At 54.7% G+C, this 19,538-nt stretch carries 18 protein-coding genes; 6 read left to right on the top strand and 12 right to left on the bottom strand.

The genetic code is table 11. The annotated features are described in order from the left end of the window. Positions 1-22: 22 nt before the first annotated feature. From LAO76_25230 to LAO76_25220, 3 genes are all read right to left on the bottom strand, one after another. Positions 23-424: a carboxymuconolactone decarboxylase family protein gene (locus LAO76_25230; GenBank protein MBZ5494242.1), complete on the bottom strand. Its 402-nt coding sequence runs from the start codon at positions 422-424 to the stop codon at positions 23-25. Between the two features lie 56 nt (positions 425-480). Then, positions 481-1,449, bottom strand: a complete 969-nt coding sequence (locus tag LAO76_25225) for a quinone oxidoreductase (GenBank protein MBZ5494241.1) — start codon at positions 1,447-1,449, stop codon at positions 481-483. 82 nt (positions 1,450-1,531) lie between these two features. Next, positions 1,532-1,855, bottom strand: coding sequence for an EthD family reductase (locus tag LAO76_25220; GenBank protein ID MBZ5494240.1), 324 nt, complete (start codon positions 1,853-1,855; stop codon positions 1,532-1,534). Between the two features lie 186 nt (positions 1,856-2,041). Between LAO76_25220 and LAO76_25215 the strand changes: the two genes are divergently transcribed. Further along, the gene (locus LAO76_25215; GenBank protein ID MBZ5494239.1) at positions 2,042-2,890 is read left to right on the top strand and encodes a sterol desaturase family protein; all 849 of its coding nucleotides are present in this window, start codon (positions 2,042-2,044) and stop codon (positions 2,888-2,890) included. 89 nt (positions 2,891-2,979) lie between these two features. Here LAO76_25215 and LAO76_25210 read toward each other — a convergent pair whose 3' ends face one another. Next, positions 2,980-3,816 (bottom strand): hypothetical protein, encoded by an 837-nt coding sequence (locus tag LAO76_25210; protein MBZ5494238.1) that lies wholly within the window; start codon positions 3,814-3,816, stop codon positions 2,980-2,982. Between LAO76_25210 and LAO76_25205 the strand changes: the two genes are divergently transcribed. From LAO76_25205 to LAO76_25185, 5 genes are all read left to right on the top strand, one after another. Beyond that, positions 3,800-4,147 carry a hypothetical protein gene (locus LAO76_25205; GenBank protein ID MBZ5494237.1) on the top strand — a complete coding sequence of 116 codons (348 nt, stop codon included), beginning with the start codon at positions 3,800-3,802 and terminating at the stop codon, positions 4,145-4,147. The genes LAO76_25210 and LAO76_25205 overlap by 17 nt on opposite strands. 310 nt (positions 4,148-4,457) lie before the next feature. Then, positions 4,458-5,216, top strand: coding sequence for a TlyA family RNA methyltransferase (locus LAO76_25200; GenBank protein MBZ5494236.1), 759 nt, complete (start codon positions 4,458-4,460; stop codon positions 5,214-5,216). A 29-nt stretch (positions 5,217-5,245) separates the two neighbouring features. After that, positions 5,246-6,106: an NAD(+)/NADH kinase gene (locus tag LAO76_25195; protein MBZ5494235.1), complete on the top strand. Its 861-nt coding sequence runs from the start codon at positions 5,246-5,248 to the stop codon at positions 6,104-6,106. Positions 6,107-6,128: 22 nt separating this feature from the next. Next, positions 6,129-7,808 (top strand): amidohydrolase, encoded by a 1,680-nt coding sequence (locus LAO76_25190; GenBank protein ID MBZ5494234.1) that lies wholly within the window; start codon positions 6,129-6,131, stop codon positions 7,806-7,808. 71 nt (positions 7,809-7,879) lie between these two features. Further along, positions 7,880-8,740: a formate/nitrite transporter family protein gene (locus LAO76_25185; GenBank protein MBZ5494233.1), complete on the top strand. Its 861-nt coding sequence runs from the start codon at positions 7,880-7,882 to the stop codon at positions 8,738-8,740. Between the two features lie 896 nt (positions 8,741-9,636). On the opposite strand, the gene LAO76_25180 is transcribed toward LAO76_25185, so the two are convergent. The 8 genes from LAO76_25180 to hpt form a co-directional block, all read right to left on the bottom strand. Next, a complete protein-coding gene (locus LAO76_25180) occupies positions 9,637-10,107 on the bottom strand; it encodes a hypothetical protein (protein MBZ5494232.1) in 471 nt (156 codons plus the stop codon). Then, positions 10,104-11,393 carry a diaminopimelate decarboxylase gene (lysA, locus tag LAO76_25175; GenBank protein ID MBZ5494231.1) on the bottom strand — a complete coding sequence of 430 codons (1,290 nt, stop codon included), beginning with the start codon at positions 11,391-11,393 and terminating at the stop codon, positions 10,104-10,106. Before lysA ends, LAO76_25180 begins: the two co-directional genes overlap by 4 nt. Before the next feature lie 209 nt (positions 11,394-11,602). Next, positions 11,603-12,631, bottom strand: a complete 1,029-nt coding sequence (locus LAO76_25170) for an SCO family protein (protein ID MBZ5494230.1) — start codon at positions 12,629-12,631, stop codon at positions 11,603-11,605. Between the two features lie 91 nt (positions 12,632-12,722). Continuing rightward, entirely contained in the window at positions 12,723-15,098 is a 2,376-nt protein-coding gene (locus LAO76_25165; protein ID MBZ5494229.1) for a multicopper oxidase domain-containing protein, read from the bottom strand. 445 nt (positions 15,099-15,543) lie between these two features. Further along, on the bottom strand, positions 15,544-17,286 hold the full coding sequence (locus LAO76_25160; protein ID MBZ5494228.1) for a GAF domain-containing protein: 1,743 nt from the start codon (positions 17,284-17,286) through the stop codon (positions 15,544-15,546). Between the two features lie 135 nt (positions 17,287-17,421). Then, the gene (locus LAO76_25155; GenBank protein ID MBZ5494227.1) at positions 17,422-17,943 is read right to left on the bottom strand and encodes a porin family protein; all 522 of its coding nucleotides are present in this window, start codon (positions 17,941-17,943) and stop codon (positions 17,422-17,424) included. Positions 17,944-18,066: 123 nt separating this feature from the next. Then, entirely contained in the window at positions 18,067-18,792 is a 726-nt protein-coding gene (gene deoC, locus LAO76_25150; GenBank protein ID MBZ5494226.1) for a deoxyribose-phosphate aldolase, read from the bottom strand. Between the two features lie 18 nt (positions 18,793-18,810). After that, positions 18,811-19,350 carry a hypoxanthine phosphoribosyltransferase gene (gene hpt, locus LAO76_25145; protein MBZ5494225.1) on the bottom strand — a complete coding sequence of 180 codons (540 nt, stop codon included), beginning with the start codon at positions 19,348-19,350 and terminating at the stop codon, positions 18,811-18,813. Positions 19,351-19,538 lie beyond the last annotated feature (188 nt).

Below are 19,538 nucleotides of genomic sequence, written 5' to 3'. Positions count from 1 at the left end.
TCCACGATCAGCACTTGTGCCCTTAACCAATCGCCTTGAATTGCTCGTCGATTTCTACCTGAAGTCCCGCGACCAGCCGGTTGTTGGAATTCGCCAGCCCTACGACCGCCAGCATCTCATTGAACATCGCTTCGGTCATGCCTTTCTTGCGTGCCGACGCAGTGTGCGCTGCGATGCAGTAATCGCACTGGTTGCTCACGCTTACGGCAACATAGAGAAGTTCTTTCACCAGCGGATCAAGCGCTCCCGCCGCCATGATGCTTTTGGTGTCTTCCCATGTACGCTTCAGCCGGACAGGATCGTGTGCGAGCGCTTTCCAGAAGTTCGTGACTTTATCGATCTTGCGCGTGGCCTTGATGTCGTCATACACGGCGCGAACTTCCGCGCTGGCTTGTTCATATTCGATGAATCCAAGGGTCGACATGGTTCTCCTAAATTCAAAATCCCGCCGCGGAGACGTAGCATCGCTCCGTCTCCCTCTTACGGCACTAACAAAATCTTGCCCGTTGTCTTGCGGCCTTCCAGATCGCGATGCGCCTGCTGCACCTCTTCCAGCTTGTAGACATGGCCGATCCGCAGCTTCAACTTGCCTGCAATGATCATATTGAAGATGTCAGTGGACCGGTGTTCCAGTTCATTGCGCGTTGCAATGTAATGGACCAGGCTGGGCCGCGTGAGAAACAGCGAGCCCTTTTGCGAGAGCGCAATGGGATCAAACGGCGGAACAGCGCCGCTGGCGCCTCCAAAAAGTACCATGTAACCGCGCGGACGGAGTACATTCAGCCCTTTTTCAAACGTGCTCTTGCCCACGCCGTCATATACCACGTGCACACCTTTGTTCTCGGTCAGGCGTTTGGTTTCAGCTTCAAAATCCTGCTGCGTATAAACGATCACATCTTCTGCGCCGGCTTCTCGCGCAAGTTTGGCTTTCTCCTCGGTGCCCACCGTCCCAATGGCACGCGCGCCAATGTTCCTGGCCATCTGCACCAGCAACAACCCTACACCGCCGGCGGCAGCGTGGATCAGTGCCGTCTCACCTTTCTTCAAGGGATACGTGCTGTTCACCAGATAGTGTGCAGTCATCCCTTGCAGCATGGCTGCTGCAGCTTGCTGGTCAGTGATTCCATTCGGCACGCGCACCAGCCGGTCCGCAGGCACGGACGCATACTCAGCGTAAGCGCCAATCACGCCGGTATATGCCACACGGTCTCCCGGCTTGACGGTTGTTACCTGGCTGCCAACGTCACTTACAGTTCCGGCTGCTTCCTGTCCATCGACAAATGGCAGCGGCGCGGGATAACGCCCCTCACGAAAGTAAACGTCAATAAAATTCACGCCGATGGCCGCGATCTTCACCACGGCCTCATTTGCTTTTGGCTTCGGAATCGGCAGATCGACCAGTGTTAGGGCTTCTGGTCCTCCTGTTTTCTGTATTTGAATCGCTTTCATAGATACCTGGCTGCGCCGTACTAGAGTGCGGTCGCTGAAAGTTGAATTAATTGCGCAGAAATCGCAGGGCCCTGATGTTACTTCAGAAGCTGAACGATTCTTCTTCTGCGATCATGATGACGGGAGGACCGCCGGAAGAAATCTTCATTGCATGGCCAATCGTCTGTTGGCCGCCTTCTGAAGCGGCGCAAGCTTGCAATGCTTCCATGGAAGGGAAATGGACTTCAGCGATGCGATAGAACGGGGCGGTCCCTTGCGGCGATCCGGTCACCTTGGTTGCAACAAGCTTGGTTTTGCCTTTCAGCTTTTCCACCGCCATCGGCACATGTTCTGTCTGGTACACCTTTTCAAACGCATCAACATCTTTGGGACGAGGGTACATCACCACCAACTTTACTCCAGCCATGAGATCTCCTTTAAAGAAGTGCGTTTAACAGCGTCACAGGAATTGTAATTGCAGGAACGTGTTTTGTGCGCGGTCATAAAAAATACCAAGGGGAAGTAGCAGCCGTATCGCTTAAGAAAAGCTTTCTTCTGGATTCAGATTTCCGCTAAACTGCTCACTGAAGCAGGGCTGATTCGCATGCCGCAGATACCCAACCTCATCAACCTGGCCATCCCCGGCTTTGTCGCGCTTTTGCTGCTGGAGGTGGTGCTTGACGCTGTCATGCGGCGTGATCTTTACCGGTTCAAGGACACTGCCGCCAGCCTGGCTATGGGCACCGGAAGCGTACTTCTTGGCGCGGCCAGCAAAGCGCTGGCATTTGCAGCCTACACCGCAGTCCATCGCTTCGCTATTTTCAATATCGGATATCAATGGTGGGCGTGGGCCATTTTATTTTTTGCTGAAGACCTCACCTACTACTGGTTTCATCGAACCAGCCATGAGTGCCGGCTGTTCTGGGCGTCGCACGTGGTCCATCATTCATCGCAGCATTACAACCTGGGCACAGCCTTGCGCCAGACCTGGACCGGCTTCTTCATGTCGTTCATCTTCTGGCTGTGGCTGCCGCTGATTGGCTTTGCGCCCATTATGGTGCTCACCATGCAGTCCATAAGCTTGCTCTACCAGTTCTGGATTCATACCGAACTTGTGCGCCGCATGGGGCCGCTGGAGTGGGTGATGAATACGCCGTCACACCACCGCGTCCATCACGGATCGAACCACCGTTATCTCGATCGCAACCACGCCGGCGTGCTCATCATCTGGGACCGTCTTTTTGGCACGTTTGAGCCCGAAGGCGAAAAAGTGATTTACGGCCTGACGAAGAATATCAACAGCTATAACCCGCTGCGCATCGCCTTCCATGAGTGGATCGACATCTGGAATGACGTACGGCGTGCGGACACGTGGCGGTTGAAGTTGCGTTATCTTCTGGGAAGGCCCGGATGGAAAGAGGAAGAACGAGTTAACAGCTTGGCAGCAACCTTCGACCGCTAAAATTCTGACAGCCCGGCGCGGCGCCTCACTGTTTTTCCTTGAGAGGCAAGACGGAGCGGGTTAGAGTAGATGATCTCTCGCTCAGACTCTTATTGCGCCAAAGCTGCTGCCGGAGGATGTGAGTACACGTTATCAAACTGGCTTTCGATGTCGTCTGGATTTTTTAGAGACGAGGCAGCCTCACTCAATTGCCGCTCAAATTCCTGGATGATTGACTGCGACCATTCGTCAGACCATAAGTTCCTGCGGCGCAGATACTGCTCCATGAATAAAAGCGGGTCCTGCGCCAGATATTGTGAGGACGCTGGCTCACCCTTCTTTATCGTTGCCGTGCTGCTGCGCGCGGTCAGGCATTCGATCACTGCCGGACCATGGCCTTCGCGCGCGCGGCGTATGGCCTCTTGCGCCACGCGAAATACTCCTACAACGTCGCAGCCATCCACGGGAATTCGTGGGTAAAACGTTGGGTCAGCTCCGATATAAGGTCCTGACGCAATCTGGTTAGGCAATTCCAGCGGTGAATCAAGACTGCTCTCAACCAGGCACACCAGCGGCAGCTTTTGTGTGGCGGACGTAGCCATTGCCGCGGAATCAAAACGAAGCGACTCTGCATCTTGCGTACAAAACATCAGTACTACGGCGTTCTTGCCTTTCATGTCAGCCGCCAGGTTCAAAACCGTCTCAACGGTGAGAGCTGTTGTGCCGTTGTTGTCCTGTCTTGATGCAATCGCCTTACCCGAGCCATTGCTTTGGTGTGCTTTGTTGCGCGCAAGAATGCAATGCAACGGCGTTCCTTTTACCAGGCTGGCGACAAAACTGTCCTGCTCTAACGCAACGCAGTCTTTGGAAAGAAGATGCGCGCCAGCGCCGACCAGGGCGGCTTCAAAACCAAGAACGGAATTATTCACGATGCGCTCGTTTTGCATCCGTTCCGCCAGCATCCGGCACTTCACCATGGTGGCGTATAGCTCTTTCAGCTTTTCAGCATTCAGAACCGGCGGGATTTCAGCGGTTTTTTGTTTTTTCGCGACGGTCTTTTTCGCAGAAGGTTTACGTAAGGACTGGGACTTTGCCCTGGAGCTTTTGCCTCTTTGCTTTCTGGCGATGGCGACGGATTTATTTTTCTTTTTGCGCGGCATGGGTAAGCGAGAACCATTCTACCGCATGCGAACTTTATCTTTCGTTGAAATGATTCCCTTATCACCGTCGCGCAAATTTGTTTCCAATAATTCCTACCTCTTTTCAACAATTCGGTGAAAAAGAATGTGGAAAACGGCAATGAACGATTGCACAATGTAGCAAAGCTGCGTGTTTTGACGCTTTGCACATGGAAAGGTGCGCGCTTTCGCGCACGTAAAAAAAATAAAGACCAGTGTGACAAAAATTGTTATGCAGAGCTTTTCTTGAACGTTTCTTTCTGCAATCTATTGCATTGCAACCGTTGAAGCTGTACTATCAGCCACCAACGATCACGCAAAAGTTTTCTGAAACTTACTCCCAGTGCAAAGCACCGCCGTTCAGGCTGAAGTGTAGGCCAACTCAACTTTCTCCACATACAATTGCTGTGATGAAAGTTCGCATTGACAAGCTTCTGGTGGAGCGCGGTCTCGTTCCTTCGCGCGAGCGCGCACAGGCCATGGTGCTTTCCGGTCGCGTGCTGGTCAACGAACAGAAAATTGAGAAGGCCGGCGTCAGCGTCGATCCTGAAGCTGCAATACGACTCTTGGGCGACGACCTGAAGTACGTTGGCCGCGGCGGGCTAAAACTTGAAGCGGCGCTGCGCGATTGGAAAATTGATCTCACCGGCCGCACATGCATGGATGTAGGCGCGTCCACCGGAGGCTTTACCGATTGCATGCTGCAGCACGGCGCGGCTGTGGTGATTGCTGTCGATACTGGTTACGGCCAGATCCATGCGCGGTTACGTTCTGATTCGCGAGTGAAGCTGCTGGAGAAGACCAATGCTCGTTATCTCACAAAAGAAGATATAGCGCGGGCCGGCGCGGGTGCCGCCATCAACTTCATTGCCATCGACGTTTCCTTCATCTCTGTTACACTCGTTCTCCCTGCGGTGCTCGCGGCGACCCAGGCCCCGACGGCATCTTCGCGCCGCGAGGCCGTTATCCTGATCAAGCCGCAATTTGAAGTTGGGCGCGAGCGGGTCGGTAAAGGTGGGATCGTGAAGGACGAAGCTGCCCAGCAGGACGCGGTGCAGAAAGTCCAGCAAAAAGTGGAAGAGCTGGGCGGCAAGAACATAGAATTGATGGAATCCCCCATTCGAGGCATGGAAGGGAACCGGGAATTTCTGTTGCATGCAGATTTCTAATTAAGCCTTCTGATGAACAAAGCTGTCTGATGAAGAAAGCATCCATTATCTCCAAGCAGGGCAAGCCGGAACTGGGCAAGGTTGTTGTCCAGGTGGCAGGCTGGCTTCGCGATCACGGTTACGCGATCACCGCTGACGCGTCAACCCGCGAATTCTGCCCTGACTGCGAACCGGCGGAGCGCGAAGACCTGGCGCGTGTTGCCCCTGATTTTGTGATCGTTCTGGGAGGCGATGGCACATTGCTTTCGACGGCACGGTGCGTCGCGCAAGCTGATATTCCCATCCTTGGAGTTAACCTGGGATCGCTTGGCTTTCTCACTGAAATTCGGCGAGAAGAGATTGAGCAGGCGCTGGAGGAAGTTGACGCTGCCCGCGATTATGAATTGAGCCTGCGCACCATGCTGCACTGCGAAGTTATGCGAGACGGAAAATGTGTTGCTACACATGAGGCGCTCAATGAAGTTGTGATGAACCAGAGCGCAGTGGCACGCATTACGGATTTTGAGGTCCGCGTAAACGGCCATTTTGTCGCAAATTACAGAGCTGACGGATTAATCATCTCCACGCCGACAGGATCAACCGCATATTCACTGGCCGCCGGCGGGCCCATTCTTTCTCCCGAACTTCGCGGTTTCGTGATAACTCCCGTGGCTTCTCATGCGCTTACGAATCGGCCCCTGGTAGTGAAAGATACGGCGATCATCGAGGCCAGAATTCTTGTGACTCGAGAACAGGCGTTCTTGACGGTGGATGGACAAGTAGGAACCCCGCTGGGGGATGATGACGTGGTGGTCTGCAAAAAGTCAGAATATAACGTGAAACTCTTTAAATTCGCGGGGCGCTCATTCTTTGACGTCCTGCGAACCAAGCTTAAATGGGGAGAAAGATAGCGGAATGAGGCGGGCTTTCACAATGACCGTGCGTCTATGGGCAGTAGTATTGCTCGCCCTGGTACTTGCCAACTTTGCGCCCGCACAGACCAAACCTTCAGCGGACCTGATTGTTACCAACGCAAAAATCTGGACAGTCGACAAAACCCGCCCGCACGCTGAAGCTTTGGCCGTCCTCGACGAGCGTATTGTCGCCGTAGGCACCGCCGCGGAGGTTGACGCATGGCACGGTCCACAAACAAAAGTGCTGGATGCGCAAGGCAAGCTGCTGCTGCCCGGCTTTAATGACGCGCATGTGCATTTTGTGGATGGCGGAGACCATCTTTCGGCCGTCCAACTGAAAGACGCTGCTTCACCGGAAGAATTTGCGCGCAAGATTGCCGAGCGCGTAAAGACAACGGCAAAAGGCGAATGGATCGTCGGCGGTGATTGGGACGAGCAGAAATGGTCTCCTGCGAATCTTCCCACCAAGGAACTGATTGATCCATCGACTCCGGACACGCCTGTATGGGTGAATCGCTATGACGGGCATGAGTCACTGGCAAACTCGGTCACGTTACGACTGGCAAACATTACGTCGAAGACCGCCGACCCTGCCGGAGGCCAGATTGTCCGCGATGCGCAGGGCAATCCCACCGGAGTGCTAAGAGATTCAGCGCAGGAGCTGGTGAACAAAGTCATGCCGCCAATGACCGCAGCGCACCGCATGCGGGCGATTCATCAGGCCTTGGACCACGCGGCTTCTCTCGGCGTGACGAGCGTTCAGGATATGAATCCGTCCTATGACGACGTGAAGGCCTATGCCGAACTTCAAGAGCAGGACGCGCTTACTGTCCGAATCTATGCTGCACCGATGGAAACAGGCTGGAAAGATCAAGCCAAGCTCGGAATCAGACGGGCCTTTGGCACACCATTCCTCCGTATGGGAGCGGTGAAAGGCTACGCTGATGGATCACTGGGATCTGAAACAGCTTATTTTTTTGACGCATACACAGATGCGCCGAACTCGCACGGGCTCTTGAGCGACGAGATGCATCCTGTGTCCGCCATGCAGCAGCGCCTTCGCGGTGCGGACGCAGCGGGCCTTCAGCTCTGCATTCATGCCATTGGCGATCGCGCGATCTCCATGACGCTTGACATGTTTACGCAAATCGAAAAGACCAATGGCAAGCGCGATCGGCGCTGGCGCATCGAGCACTCACAGCACATGGCGGCAAAAGATTTTGTGCGCTATGCGCGGCTGGGCGTGATTGCATCCGTTCAGCCTTATCACGCAATCGATGACGGCCGTTGGGCGGAGACTCGCATCGGCCCCGACCGCATCAAGCGCACATACGCTTTTCGCACGTTTCTGGATAACGGCGTGCGACTGGCTTTCGGCACAGATTGGTCGGTGGCACCGTTGAGCCCGATGCTGAGCATCTATGCCGCCGTCACACGCGCCACGCTGGACGGCAAAAATCCGAACGGCTGGGTGCCGGAACAAAAGCTGAACGTGACTGAAGCTATTGAGGCCTACACCATGGGCTCAGCCTATGCGGAATTTCAGGAAAAAGAAAAAGGGTCGATCACCCCGGGCAAGCTGGCTGACTTTGTGATTCTTTCCGATGACATTTTCAAGATCCCACCGGCCGCCATCAAGAACGTGAAAGTGGAAGCGACCTACCTGGGCGGCAAGCTCGTTTATGGCGGATTGGAGTAGACTTCTAAATCCCAAGCGAAGTTTGGGATTCCCGTTTTGGTACTCAACCAAAATGATGAGGGAGGTCTGTCGTGGACAATATTCGCCCAGCGGAAATGTTGACAGAAATGCTGAACGTGGCCTTCAAAAAAGCCACACTTTCGATTCGCGACATGCTGCTGCGTGGTTTTCTGGCGGGAGCATTTCTTGGCTTCGCGACCTCGCTCGCGATGGTAGTTACAGCGCAAGGCTTGCCGCCGATTGTCGGCGCGGTTTTATTTCCGGTGGGTTTCGTAATGCTGGTGCTGCTGGGGCTTGAGCTTGCGACGGGAAATTTTGCGTTGCTTCCACCGGCGCTTCTGGCCGGCCAGGTAAGCGGTAGACAATTGTTGCGCAATTGGTTTTGGGTGTATGCGGGCAATCTGGCTGGGAGCATGTTCTATGCCCTTCTGTTTTACCTGGCGATCACCAATTGCGGCACCAACAATGGCGGCGCGCTTGGCGATCTGGTCCGACAAACGGCGCAAAAGAAAACTTTGGGATACATGGCGGCGGGTCCAAGCGGCTGGGCAACTGCATTCATCAAAGCCATTCTTTGCAACTGGATGGTTACCATAGGTACGCTGCTGGCACTGATCTCCCGTTCCACAATCGGCAAGATCGCGGCAATGTGGTTGCCGATTGTGACCTTTTTCGCCCAGGGTTATGAGCATTCCATCGTGAATATGTTTCTCATTCCAGCGGGAAAGTTTCTGGGTGCGCCGGTCTCTACCGCCAACTGGTGGTTGTGGAACCAGATCCCCGTCACTCTGGGAAATATCCTCTCAGGAGCGCTTTTCACAGGGCTGGCGATATACATCACCTATTCAGATCGCGGGACGGCCCCGGACTCTGAGATTGCGCTTACCTCCCGAGCCAAGCACGAAGAAGCCAGAGCGGTCACGAATCGCTGACGATCCATCCAGCGGTCGACGCCTGGCAGTCGCGAACGCCCGACAGGGCTACCTTGGGGATAGGTTGTATCTAGATGTCTGCAAGTTGGGATAATCGGGGTAAGAGAGGAGAGAAAACAGTAAGAAGCCCCGAGTTTGTGGTTGACCCATTCACCTCGCCCAGCGGTTCGCTATAGACCCTTGCCGACCAGCCTTCTCTGTCTTAGTTTCTTGCGAAACCCACAAAGTGCGATCTTTAATCAGCTTACGCTGAAGCTTGGGCTCCGGGCTTACCGCCAACCGGGTAAATCGGTCAACACCTCAGGGCTTCTATCTTTGCCTTTAAACATTTCACGTTCTCCTCAACCAGCAGTTCGCTGAATAGACCCTTACCGGCCTTCCGCTGCTTTACAGCTTGCGCTGTTGCGGGGTGACCTTGCTTGGGACCCGGACTCGCCGCCAACCGGGAAAACTTTGTAATGTCAAAGAACAATTGTGAATTTACGCGGTCTGTAATTTAAGTCAAACAGATTTTCGCATTTATAACTCAAACAGAATCAGGAGCTTGCGGCGCTTCCACAGAGGTGTTAACAGGAATCGGTGCAGCCGGTTACTAAAGTCCAATATCCATGCGGGTGCAGCGCGATTTTTGTGATTTTTGCGAATGTGAAAATGTAAGGAAAAATCAGTGTTGATGCGGGGAAGAGAAGCAGCTGGCAATTAGCAATTGGCAATCAGCCTTTGACTTGTGGCGATGAGTGAATTTCGCCAAGATTCAAGTTCTATCGAATCCGGCGCCTGATCGTTTTGTAATCGACGATTGCTTTTCACTCTTTAGGTTTTTATCCGCGATGATCCGCGTAAATCCGTGGTTAAGGTTTGGCTAATTGCCAGTTGCTAATTGCTAGCTGCTCCTATCACGCCGCTCCTGCCTTGCCGGTCCAATCGTCCAGCAATTCAACTTCTCCGCCGGGATTTCGAATTTCCCGCGCCGGATGAAAATTGATGCGGTCATCGCGCCTGAAGTAGGGGCAGATCAGGCTCCATGTATCAAAGCCGCTGCCAGAGACGGTGATGAGGATGGCTTCAGTCGGCGCTTCAGCTAAATGACCCCAGCCTTCACCCTGCAACTGGGCAGGAGAGCCCGCGGCGTCATCTGGAAATACGTCATTCACGGTGATGATGGCGCTGGCATTCTTCTGCTGCGCGACATCCATCATCTCAGAATAAATTTCGTCGCGCTCTTCTTCCGTCTCAAACTCAATATCGAAGATAAGGTTCTCGTCGGGCGTAATGACGATGGCCGTGGGATTGAGGTAGCCTTCGGTCTTGAGCGAGTTCTGGGCTTCATGAAGAAATTCATAAGCCAGGGCCTTGAGATCGGTCATAAGCAGGCGGCCTCCTGTTGCAATAAGTCTTTAATGGCTTCACGGCGGCGGATGAGGCGAGCCCGGGTGCCGTCGACCAGAACTTCAGCCGCGCGTGGACGGGAATTATAGTTCGAAGCCAGTGACATGCCGTAAGCGCCGGCATCGAGCACGCACAAGTTTTCACCCTGTGCGACAGCCGGCAGCATCGCGTCGCGGGCCAGAAAGTCACCGCTCTCGCAGACGGGCCCGGCGATATCCGATTGCACGCGTTCGATTCGACCTTTGACCAGATTCACCGGCGTGATCTCATGCCTGGCCTGGTATAGCGACGGGCGAATCAGGTCGTTCATGGCCGCATCTACAATGGTGAAACGCTTGTTGCCATTGCGCTTCAGATAGAGCACACGCGTGATCAGTGCACCGGCAGGCGCGATGATGGAGCGGCCGGGTTCCAGCAGCAAATGTGGAACGGGTTTCTTCATTCTCAGCAATGGCTCTGTAATGGCTTCCTCATAGCGATGGGCGAGGTCGTTAAATTCTACGGGAGCAGAGCTGTTGTATGAGATGCCAAGACCGCCTCCCGCGTCAATGAAACGGATTTTATGGCCGTCGGCTATAAGTTCCAGCGCCAGATCCACGGCTCGCTCCATGGCCAGATGAAAGGGCGTAACGTCACTAATCTGCGAGCCAATATGGAGGCTCACACCGGCCACGCGCAGATATTTGTGTTGCGCGGCACGGCGGGAGAGCTCGCGCGCGCTGCTGATGGGCACGCCAAATTTGTGTTCGCGCAGACCAGTCGAGATATAAGGATGCGTTTCCGCCGGTACGTCAGGATTCACGCGCAAAGAGATATCCGCGACTTTGCGTATCTCGGCGGCACAGGCAGCCAGAAGCTCCAGTTCACCTTCACTCTCAACATTAAACAGAAGAATGCCGCTGCGCAGCGCAAGACGCAGTTCGTCGGCGATCTTGCCAACGCCGGAGAACACCACTTTGCTGAGCGACTTTTTATGTGCGCGCCGAACCCGCTCCAACTCACCGCCGGAAACAATGTCAAAGCCCGCTCCCATCCCCGCCAGCAGGCGCAGGATGCTCAGGTTTGAATTGGCCTTTACCGAGTAGCACAGAGTGTGTTTAACGTGGTGGAATGCCCCTTCCAGCACGCGATATCGCTCACGGATGGCGGTGGCGGAATAAAGGTACAAAGGCGTTCCAAACTTTTTCGCGAGCTTGTTGATAGCCAGGCCGTCGCAATGCAGCTCGTCGTTTTTGTATGTGAATCCCGGGGGGCGCGTAAACATGAGGAAAGGATTCTAGCAGGGTTTCCGAAGTCCCGAGCAAAGCGAGGGATCCCTATAATCTAAAACGCTTCTTCAGGATTATGAATTCGCTTTGATGATCTTATAAATATTATAGTGACGATAGGGCCCCCTCGCTCCGCTCGGGGTGTGAAAAAATACCGCCCGACGCATTCAAGCATCGGGCGGCCCACTCGCAGCCTGGACGGCAACTAATTTCTGCCTGGCGCCTGGCTGGTTTTGGTGGAAACCGGCTCGGGCTTCATCGCGCTTGTACTGTCCGCGGATGAATCACCGGCCTGTGTGACGGTAGCTGTTTGTTTATCGAAATAGTCGAGCAAAGTCTTCACATCGACCGGAGTCAAATGCAGGTTCGGCATCTTGACCTTGTTGTATTTTTTGAATAGGGCCATGGCGATAGGATCTTTTGCGGCCAGCGCTTTGTCTGGCGCAAGGATGTATCTGGTGACCCAGTCGCGACCGTGAGCTGTGGTGACGCCGAGCAGGTCCGGACCGACGCCATCGCCACCGCCGATGGTGTGGCAGGCTGCGCAGCGCGTGCGGAACATTGATGGCCCTCCACCGCCAACAGATTCGTCAATTTTCGGCACGTTCTCATAGCTATTACTGGCCTTGCGGTATCCGGCCGTAAGCCAATTGCCGACGATGGTTGCAATGAAACGCGGATCATCAAATGAGCTGTCCTGCATCCATTGACCCTGCGGTTCATTGCCCAGGGTCAGACTGCTCGTGTGGCCTGTAAGGGGATCTTCGTCCAAGCGTCCGGCCATGCCGATCTTTTTGCGCACGGTATCGATATCTTCCTTCTTACCGGTCAGGAAGTACCAGCCAGGGCCAGTATGAAATTTCTTTGCATAGGCCTTTAAGACGGAGGGGGTGTCATGCTTGGAGTCAACTGTAATGGAATAGAAAAAGATGTCTTTGCCCATGCGGTCGCCGAGCAATTTATAAACCTGGGCAAGCTTGGCGGTTTCAAGCGGGCAGGTTTCCCCGCATTCGGTGTAAATAAAGTTGATCAGGACGATTTTGCCTTTCAGCATATCGTCATAAAAGTGGATGGTTTTGCCATCCTGTGTGATGAGCGGCACGTTGGGGAAATAGTTCGCGCCCCAATAGGAGTTGTCAGCAGCAGCCGGCGTTACGCCGACCGTCAAGTAGAAAGCAGCACACAGCATAAATGCAGCTGTTGCCGCAAGGATGGCCCAACCATTCCGTCGCATGGTGTCTGGTCCCTTCGGTTCCCAAATAATCATGTTTTTAAAAGTAGCGGGGCGCCCCGGAAGGACGGCCCGCCACTTGTGCCCTCTTCAGTTATTTACCTTTGCCGCTGCCGCCGCTGGAGCCTTTGCCGGAACCACTCCCGCCGCCGCTGGAGCCTTTGCCGGAACCACTCCCGCCGCCGCTGCTGGATTTACCTTTGCCAGAGCCGCCGCCGGAGGTGCCATTATCCAGCCCGCCACCACCATTGCCACCCTTGCCAGAGCCGGAACCGCCGCCTGAGCCAGAAGTGCTCTTGTTCGAGACGTTGGTTGGTGTTGGATTGAACGCTGTCGGCAGCGTGGTTGATGCAATGTAGCCCACACCCTGTGGAGTCGGGATCGGCATCGGCATCGGTACCAGGCCGCGATCCAGTTCCCAACGAATCAGCATGGCGTGATCTTCATGCACGGTGTTGTGGCAGTGCTCCATGAACATTCCAAAGAACTCGCGGAACTGCATGGTGAGAGTTACGCTTCCACCCGGACGCAGGCGATACACGTCTTTGCGGCCTTTTTCCCACGCGGGCACATTGGCTGCGCTGCCGTTGCGGGCAAGAATCTGGCCTTCTTCAAAGTGAATGTGAACTGGATGATCCCAGCCAGCGCCGGCATTTTTCAGGGTCCAGATTTCACGCGTGCCCGGTGTGGGCGCCGCGGAGACCCGGCCATAGTCGGCTTGCAGCATGGTGCCACCGTCTGTCTTAACGCCCCACGGGTCTTTGTCCGTCGGATCCGTAAGGCTCTTGGCGCCGCTGCCAAACTCAAACGTCCGCTCGCGAACCACGGGAATGTTCGAGAGATCAGGGTTGGGGATCATTTGCGCAGGAATCTGGCTCAGATCAGGCTTGGCCGGATTTGCCGTGATGCGGAATTCCAGGAATTTACCAACGCAAGGATCGGACGACTTGCCCGCTAGCGCGTCAGCCAGTGAGCGATCAGCTGAGGGCTTCTTGCCATCTTGATGCTCGCAGAGGTTCACCATCCAGACTTTGTCGCCAAGGTTGTAGCGGGAGAAGTCAATGATGATGTCATAGCGTTCGGCGATTCCTTGTTCGTCGAGCTGAGTCAGCGTAACCGGTTGAGGCATCAGGTTGCCGTCGTTGGCAATCTGGACCATCGGAGACGCGTCGCTCAATGACAGCTTGAAGAAGCGAGAGACGCTGGCGTTCAGAATGCGGAAGCGATATTTGCGGCGCTCCACTTCAAAGAACGGTTTGTAGCACAGGTTCACGGTCATCACGTCGCCGATAAATCCATCGAGCTGGAAGATATCGAAGAAGAGCTGTCCGTTTGCGTCCCATGCCTTGTCAGCCAGCATGATATTGATGTCGTAATCCAGGTTGCCCCATGACTTTGAGGAGCCGCTGGGCAGCCGCAGGTTTACGCCGTCATTCAGTTCTTCGTTGCCGCGATCCAGGGCGCTGTAAATGTTGAACATGGCAGCGTTGCCCTTGTACACGTTCTGCGAAGTGAAGCTGAACATGTGATCGTGGAACCAGTGAGTTGACATGGTTTCATGCCAGTCGCCGGGGACTTTGTTGATTCCGCCCGCGTCGGTCGGGCTTCCGGCCATTGGATCGGTAGCGTCAACGTTGATGCTGTCATGTCCGGCCAGAATGATCGGCCAGTGATAGTCGTAGAACTGTCCGGGGAAGAAGAATGCGCCGGTAAAGCCGTCGTTTTCCGCGCCGTGGTGTCCGTTGTGCTCGTGGGTCGAAATCGTGTGGCGTCCAAAGCCACCGTTCTTCGTGACATCAGCGGGAAGCATGTTGTGATGACGGAAGATAATCGGTTCGCCGTAACGGCCAATCGCCAACTTGGGCGGAATGGTGCCGTTGAAGGTCCACATGGCCAGCGGACCCTGATCGGGAAGATTGGGATGGAACTTGGGATGAATGCTCTGGCCGTTTTTGGTGTTGATCTTGGCGCCTTCCTGTGTGGCTTCAATCAGCACTTGCGGCGCGAATTCATCAAAACGCTGGTGGGCCCAATCCTGTCCCGGAGGACGGCCTTCCATCGGGCCAAGACCGCCGCCCAATTCAGGGGCCATATTGATGGGCGTCTGATTGGATAATGCTGTGGGAACCGGGCTGGCTGTGGAGATCGGATTGCGATCAAGCAGCTCAAAGCGAAGCATCGGCTGCGTAAATGCCAGACCGTTGAGTCCTGGGCTGGGCGGTGCGCCTGTGGGACCGTTTAATGAACCTGCATACGCGCTGTTAACGAATGGGTTAAGACCGTGAATGGGGGCCAGCATGCCACCAGTTGTGATTAAGCCCCACTTGATTAGATCGCGACGAGAGACTTTGCCTTGTGAATAGGCTTTGACGATCTCTGCTCTATTGTTTCTTGCATTTTCCGCTTCCCGAAGTCTCGCTTTGGAGGAATTTTCAGACAGGAAAAATCCTTCAGGCTGTTTACGGCTCATTGGCTGCGCTCCTTAAGTGTTTACCTGCATCCGGCTACGGGCTCATTGGCCGTGGCTCGGAACAAGCGCTGACACGCAATGGCCCGGTCCCTATTTATCTCTCTCTGGAACCTGTTGCCGATGTCAAATAGACCCATGCAAATCGACTGCAGATGGTTTTTGCGCGGCCATCTCGACCTGCACAGCCGGAAGACGGTGTCAGCCCTCAGGCAGTACAATGCGCCCGCGTCATTAGAATCGAGCGAGTAGAAGATTAAAATTTCAAAAGACTTTTATCTTGAGGAACTTGCGGAAAAATAGGGATTGAAAATCGGCGAATCTGTCGCGAAGCGTGCGGACTCTTCTAAAGCGCAAGAAAGCTCCGCCTATTGTGTATGTTTTGCAGAAATAAGAGCTTATTTAGCATGAACGCCCTGGCACACTGGCGGCGTTTGCACGCAAATGGCTATTTTACTTTAAGAATCACTGCGGTTTGGTCATCGAAAACCTCTGCACCGGCGGCGAACTCGTCTGTTGCTCTGAAAATAGCATCCACAATCTCTCGCGCGGTGCCGCCCGCGTTTTTAGCGATGACGTGCTCCACGCGGCTGCGGCCAAACGGTTCGTCCTTAGAGTTACTGGCGTCAACAATGCCATCACTAAAAAAGGCGAACACATCGCCCGGCTGGGCATGAATCGTGACCTCGTCATGGGAAACGTCTTCAAACATACCTAATGGAAGGCCGGCAGCTTCCAGCATGTGTGCGTGGCCATCATGGCAGTAAATTGGACGGGGATTTCCCGAGTTGGCCACACGCAAAGTACGTTTTTCGTCGTCCCAGAGCGCGCATGTGAGGACAAGGTACTGCGCATCCAGTCGGCGATGGTTCAGCGAGCGGTTGACGGCATTGAGCATATCCGCGGGATAAGGCTCGTCGCGGGCAAGGCTGCGCAGGATACCGCTGACCAGCGCGGCATAAAGTGCAGCAGGTGCGCCTTTACCGCTCACGTCGCCCACCACAATGCAGGCGCGTGGCAACGTGTAATCGAGAAAATCGTAGAGGTCGCCGCCAATGGCATGCGCGGGATTGAAGCGCGCCGCAACTTCGGCAAACTGCATACTGGGACACGTAGGCGGAAGCAGATGATGCTGTACTTCCCGCGCCATGGAGAGGTCACGCTCCATGCGCTGCTCTTCACGCGCAATGCGCTCATAGAGCGTTGCATTCTCAATTGCAATGGCCACCTGCGCCGCGAGCGTGCTCACGGTGCGCAAATGGTCCTCAGTGAAATAACCCCGGCGCGTATGCTCCAGATCAAGAACACCGATGACTTCGTCTTTATATATGAGAGGCACGCAGAGCTCTGAGCGCGTTTCAGGATTGGCCTTGATATAACGCGGATCGCGGGCGACATCGGGGGCAAGCACCGGCTTCTTGCTCTGCGCCGCTGCGCCCACCAGGCCGCGACCGACGGGAATGTCATGCTTGATCTGGACATTCTCCTTAAATCGGACAGAAAAACGGTGCACCAGCTTCTGTTTGGTAGCGTCCAACAGCAGGATGGAGAACATGTGGTAGTCGATGACCTTCAATAGAAGGTCGCCGATACGCTTGAGCAATTGGTCAACATTCAGGATCGAGGTAAGATCGCGGCTGATTTCATTCAGCAATGCCAATGTGCCGGCCTGCTTTACGATCCGTGTGTACAGCCGCGCGTTTTCAATGCTCACGGCGATGCGCGAAGCAATCAGCGTGAGCAACCGCGCATGTTCTTCCTTAAAATACGCGCGCTCCTTCGCCTCCAGGTCCATCACGCCGATAACGCGGTTCTTGTTGATCAGCGGCACGGCCAGCTCTGACCGAACACGGGGAACCGCCTCAATATATTCTGTCTCTTTTGAAACGTCGTCTACCAGGATGGCCTTGCGTTCCTGGACGGCGCGCCCAGTCACGCCTTCACCCACCTTCACGCGAATCCGCTCCGCAACTTCAGGGAGATGGCCAATCTGAAAGCGAAATCGCAGTTCCTGCGCCCGTTCGTTCAGCAAAAGAATGGAGAAAATTTCATAATCGATGACGCGCTTCACCATCTCAGCCACGCGCTGCAGGAGCGTATCGAGATCAAGCGTGGTGTTAAGAACGTCCGCCACTTCAATAAGAAGTGCTTCAACGTCCACGCGTTGCGGTGGTGGTGTAGTGGTAGCCATCGGGTACATCATGATGATAACAGTTAGCCGCGGCTGCGCGAGAGGGTGGAAAACAGGTTCAACAAACCAATCGCCCTGGAAAGGCTCATCCAGAGCGATTGGAGAAGTTTTGAGTTCAGCAGATAAACCAAGGGGCTATTTAAACCGATAGACGAGGCCGACGGAATAGCGCGCGTCTTTTTGATTGGTGCCAAAGACATGGGCGCCGTGGTAATCAAGCTGCACCGGACGGATGGCGAAGTTGGAGTTCAGGTTGTAATCAGCGCCGCCGCCAATCACCCAGCCTGCGCCGGTGCTGCTGGGACCTCCATCAGCACTGGCATGCGCAACGCCTAACAATCCGTGGACGAAAACGTTGAACTTCTCCACGCGATGCGAGAGCTGTGGGCCAAACAGAATGTTGTACTCGCGTGCCGTTCCACCGCCAAACGATTTGTAATTGCCGCCCAGATCCGCCTTCAGGCCGAACCAGTCATTGACGTTCCCGGTGAGAGCGGCTTCCCATCCGCTCGCATGCGAGAGCGTGTCGCCGTTGAGGAGTGAATAGCCGACAAAAATATCGCCGGATGAACCTTCATGGCTCATGTCATGGGTTTTCTGGGCCCAGCTGCCGATGGAGAGAAGTAGAAAAGTAAATAGGACAAAAATCTTGCGCATCTTTCGGTAATGCCTCCTGCGAAGTATTGAGCTTCTATTGTGACGGAGCGGCGCGGAAAAGGTTGAGAAAAAATGTCCTTAATCCGTTACGGATGGGATACGCCAGAAGGACAATTTTATAATTTATGTTTTCGCTTTCGGTGTGAACTCCGGCGCGCCGAGTTCGCGGACGATGGCTACGCCGGCGCTTGCGCCGATTCGGTTAGCTCCGGCATCGATCATTGCATTGGCATTGGCTGCCGTGCGAATCCCGCCGGAAGCCTTCACTCCTGCTTGGTCTCCGACCACGCCGCGCATCAGAGAAACATCTTCCGGGGTGGCCGAGCCAAAGAAGCCGGTAGCGGTCTTAACGAAGTTAGCTTTGGCGGCGAGACTGAGCTGGCAGCTAAGAATTTTCTCTTCCAGAGTGAGCATCGGAGTTTCAAGAATCACCTTAACAATCGCTCCGCTGCCATGCGCGACTTCCACCACGGCCACAATGTCATTCAGCACGGCCTGGCGGTCGCCCGATTTCAGCGCCCCAATATTCATCACCATGTCCACTTCATGCGCGCCCAGGCGGACGGCCTCGGCGGCTTCAAAACGCTTAACCGTCGTGTGGTTCGCGCCCAGAGGAAAACCAATGGTGGTGGCAATTTTTACGGGCGTCCCGTGCAGTACGGAGACAGCCAGCCCAATCCACCAGGGATTCACGCAGACGGCGGCAAAGTTGAAGCACGCGGCTTCTTCACACAGACGGACGATCTGGTCTGCCGTGGTTTCTGATTTGAGTAGGGTATGGTCAATGAAGCCGGCAACCGTTTGCCAGTTCCGAAGAGAAACCTGAGGATCTGTCAGGACCTGTGACATCCAGAACGGATTGTACCACTACTTTTCAGCATCTTCAGAAAAGACGCATATGTCCGGTAAGTTACGGAAGCGCTCCGCGTAATCCAGACCATAGCCGACCACAAATTCATCCGGTATCTTGAAGCCAACGTAATCAGCCTGTACCGGCATCTGGCGGCGTGAGGGCTTATCCAGGAGAGCGGCGAACTTGAGCGTGCGCGGCTTGCGCGCCATCAGCAACTTCCGCAGGAAACTGAAGGTTAATCCGGTGTCCAGGATGTCCTCCACCAGGATCACGTTTTTGTCTTCCAGCGGCGAGGTTACGTCCTTGATGAGCTGGACTTCACCGGCGCTTTCTTTCTGTGTTCCGTAGCTGCGTACAGCGATGAAATCAAACGTGGCGTCAAGCTCAATCTGGCGCGCTAGGTCGCTCAGAAAAAGGCACGCGCCCTTGAGCACCCCAACCAGGATTACTGACTGTCCGGCGAAGTCGCGCGTAATCTCCTGGCCGATGCGGGCAACACCCTCGGCAATCTGTGTGCGGGAGATGAGGATTTTCATGTTGGTCTTGGTCGGCATTGGGGAAGAAGGATTGTATCAAAAGGCTGTTAGCCACTAGCTGCTGGCGGCTATACCATTTTAGTTAATAGGGTACTGATTGAAGCTATGCTACTGTAAGTTCGGCGAAGCTCCTGCGGCAACATAGAGGATGGCGAAAGCATTCGGAGACGAGTTGCGGCGCAGAATCTTGCAGTGTTGCGAGGAAG

It is taken from the genome of Terriglobia bacterium, assembly GCA_020072645.1.
Classification (GTDB): Bacteria; Acidobacteriota; Terriglobia; order Terriglobales; family Acidobacteriaceae; genus Angelobacter.
This window is presented reverse-complemented; position numbering and strand designations above follow the sequence as displayed.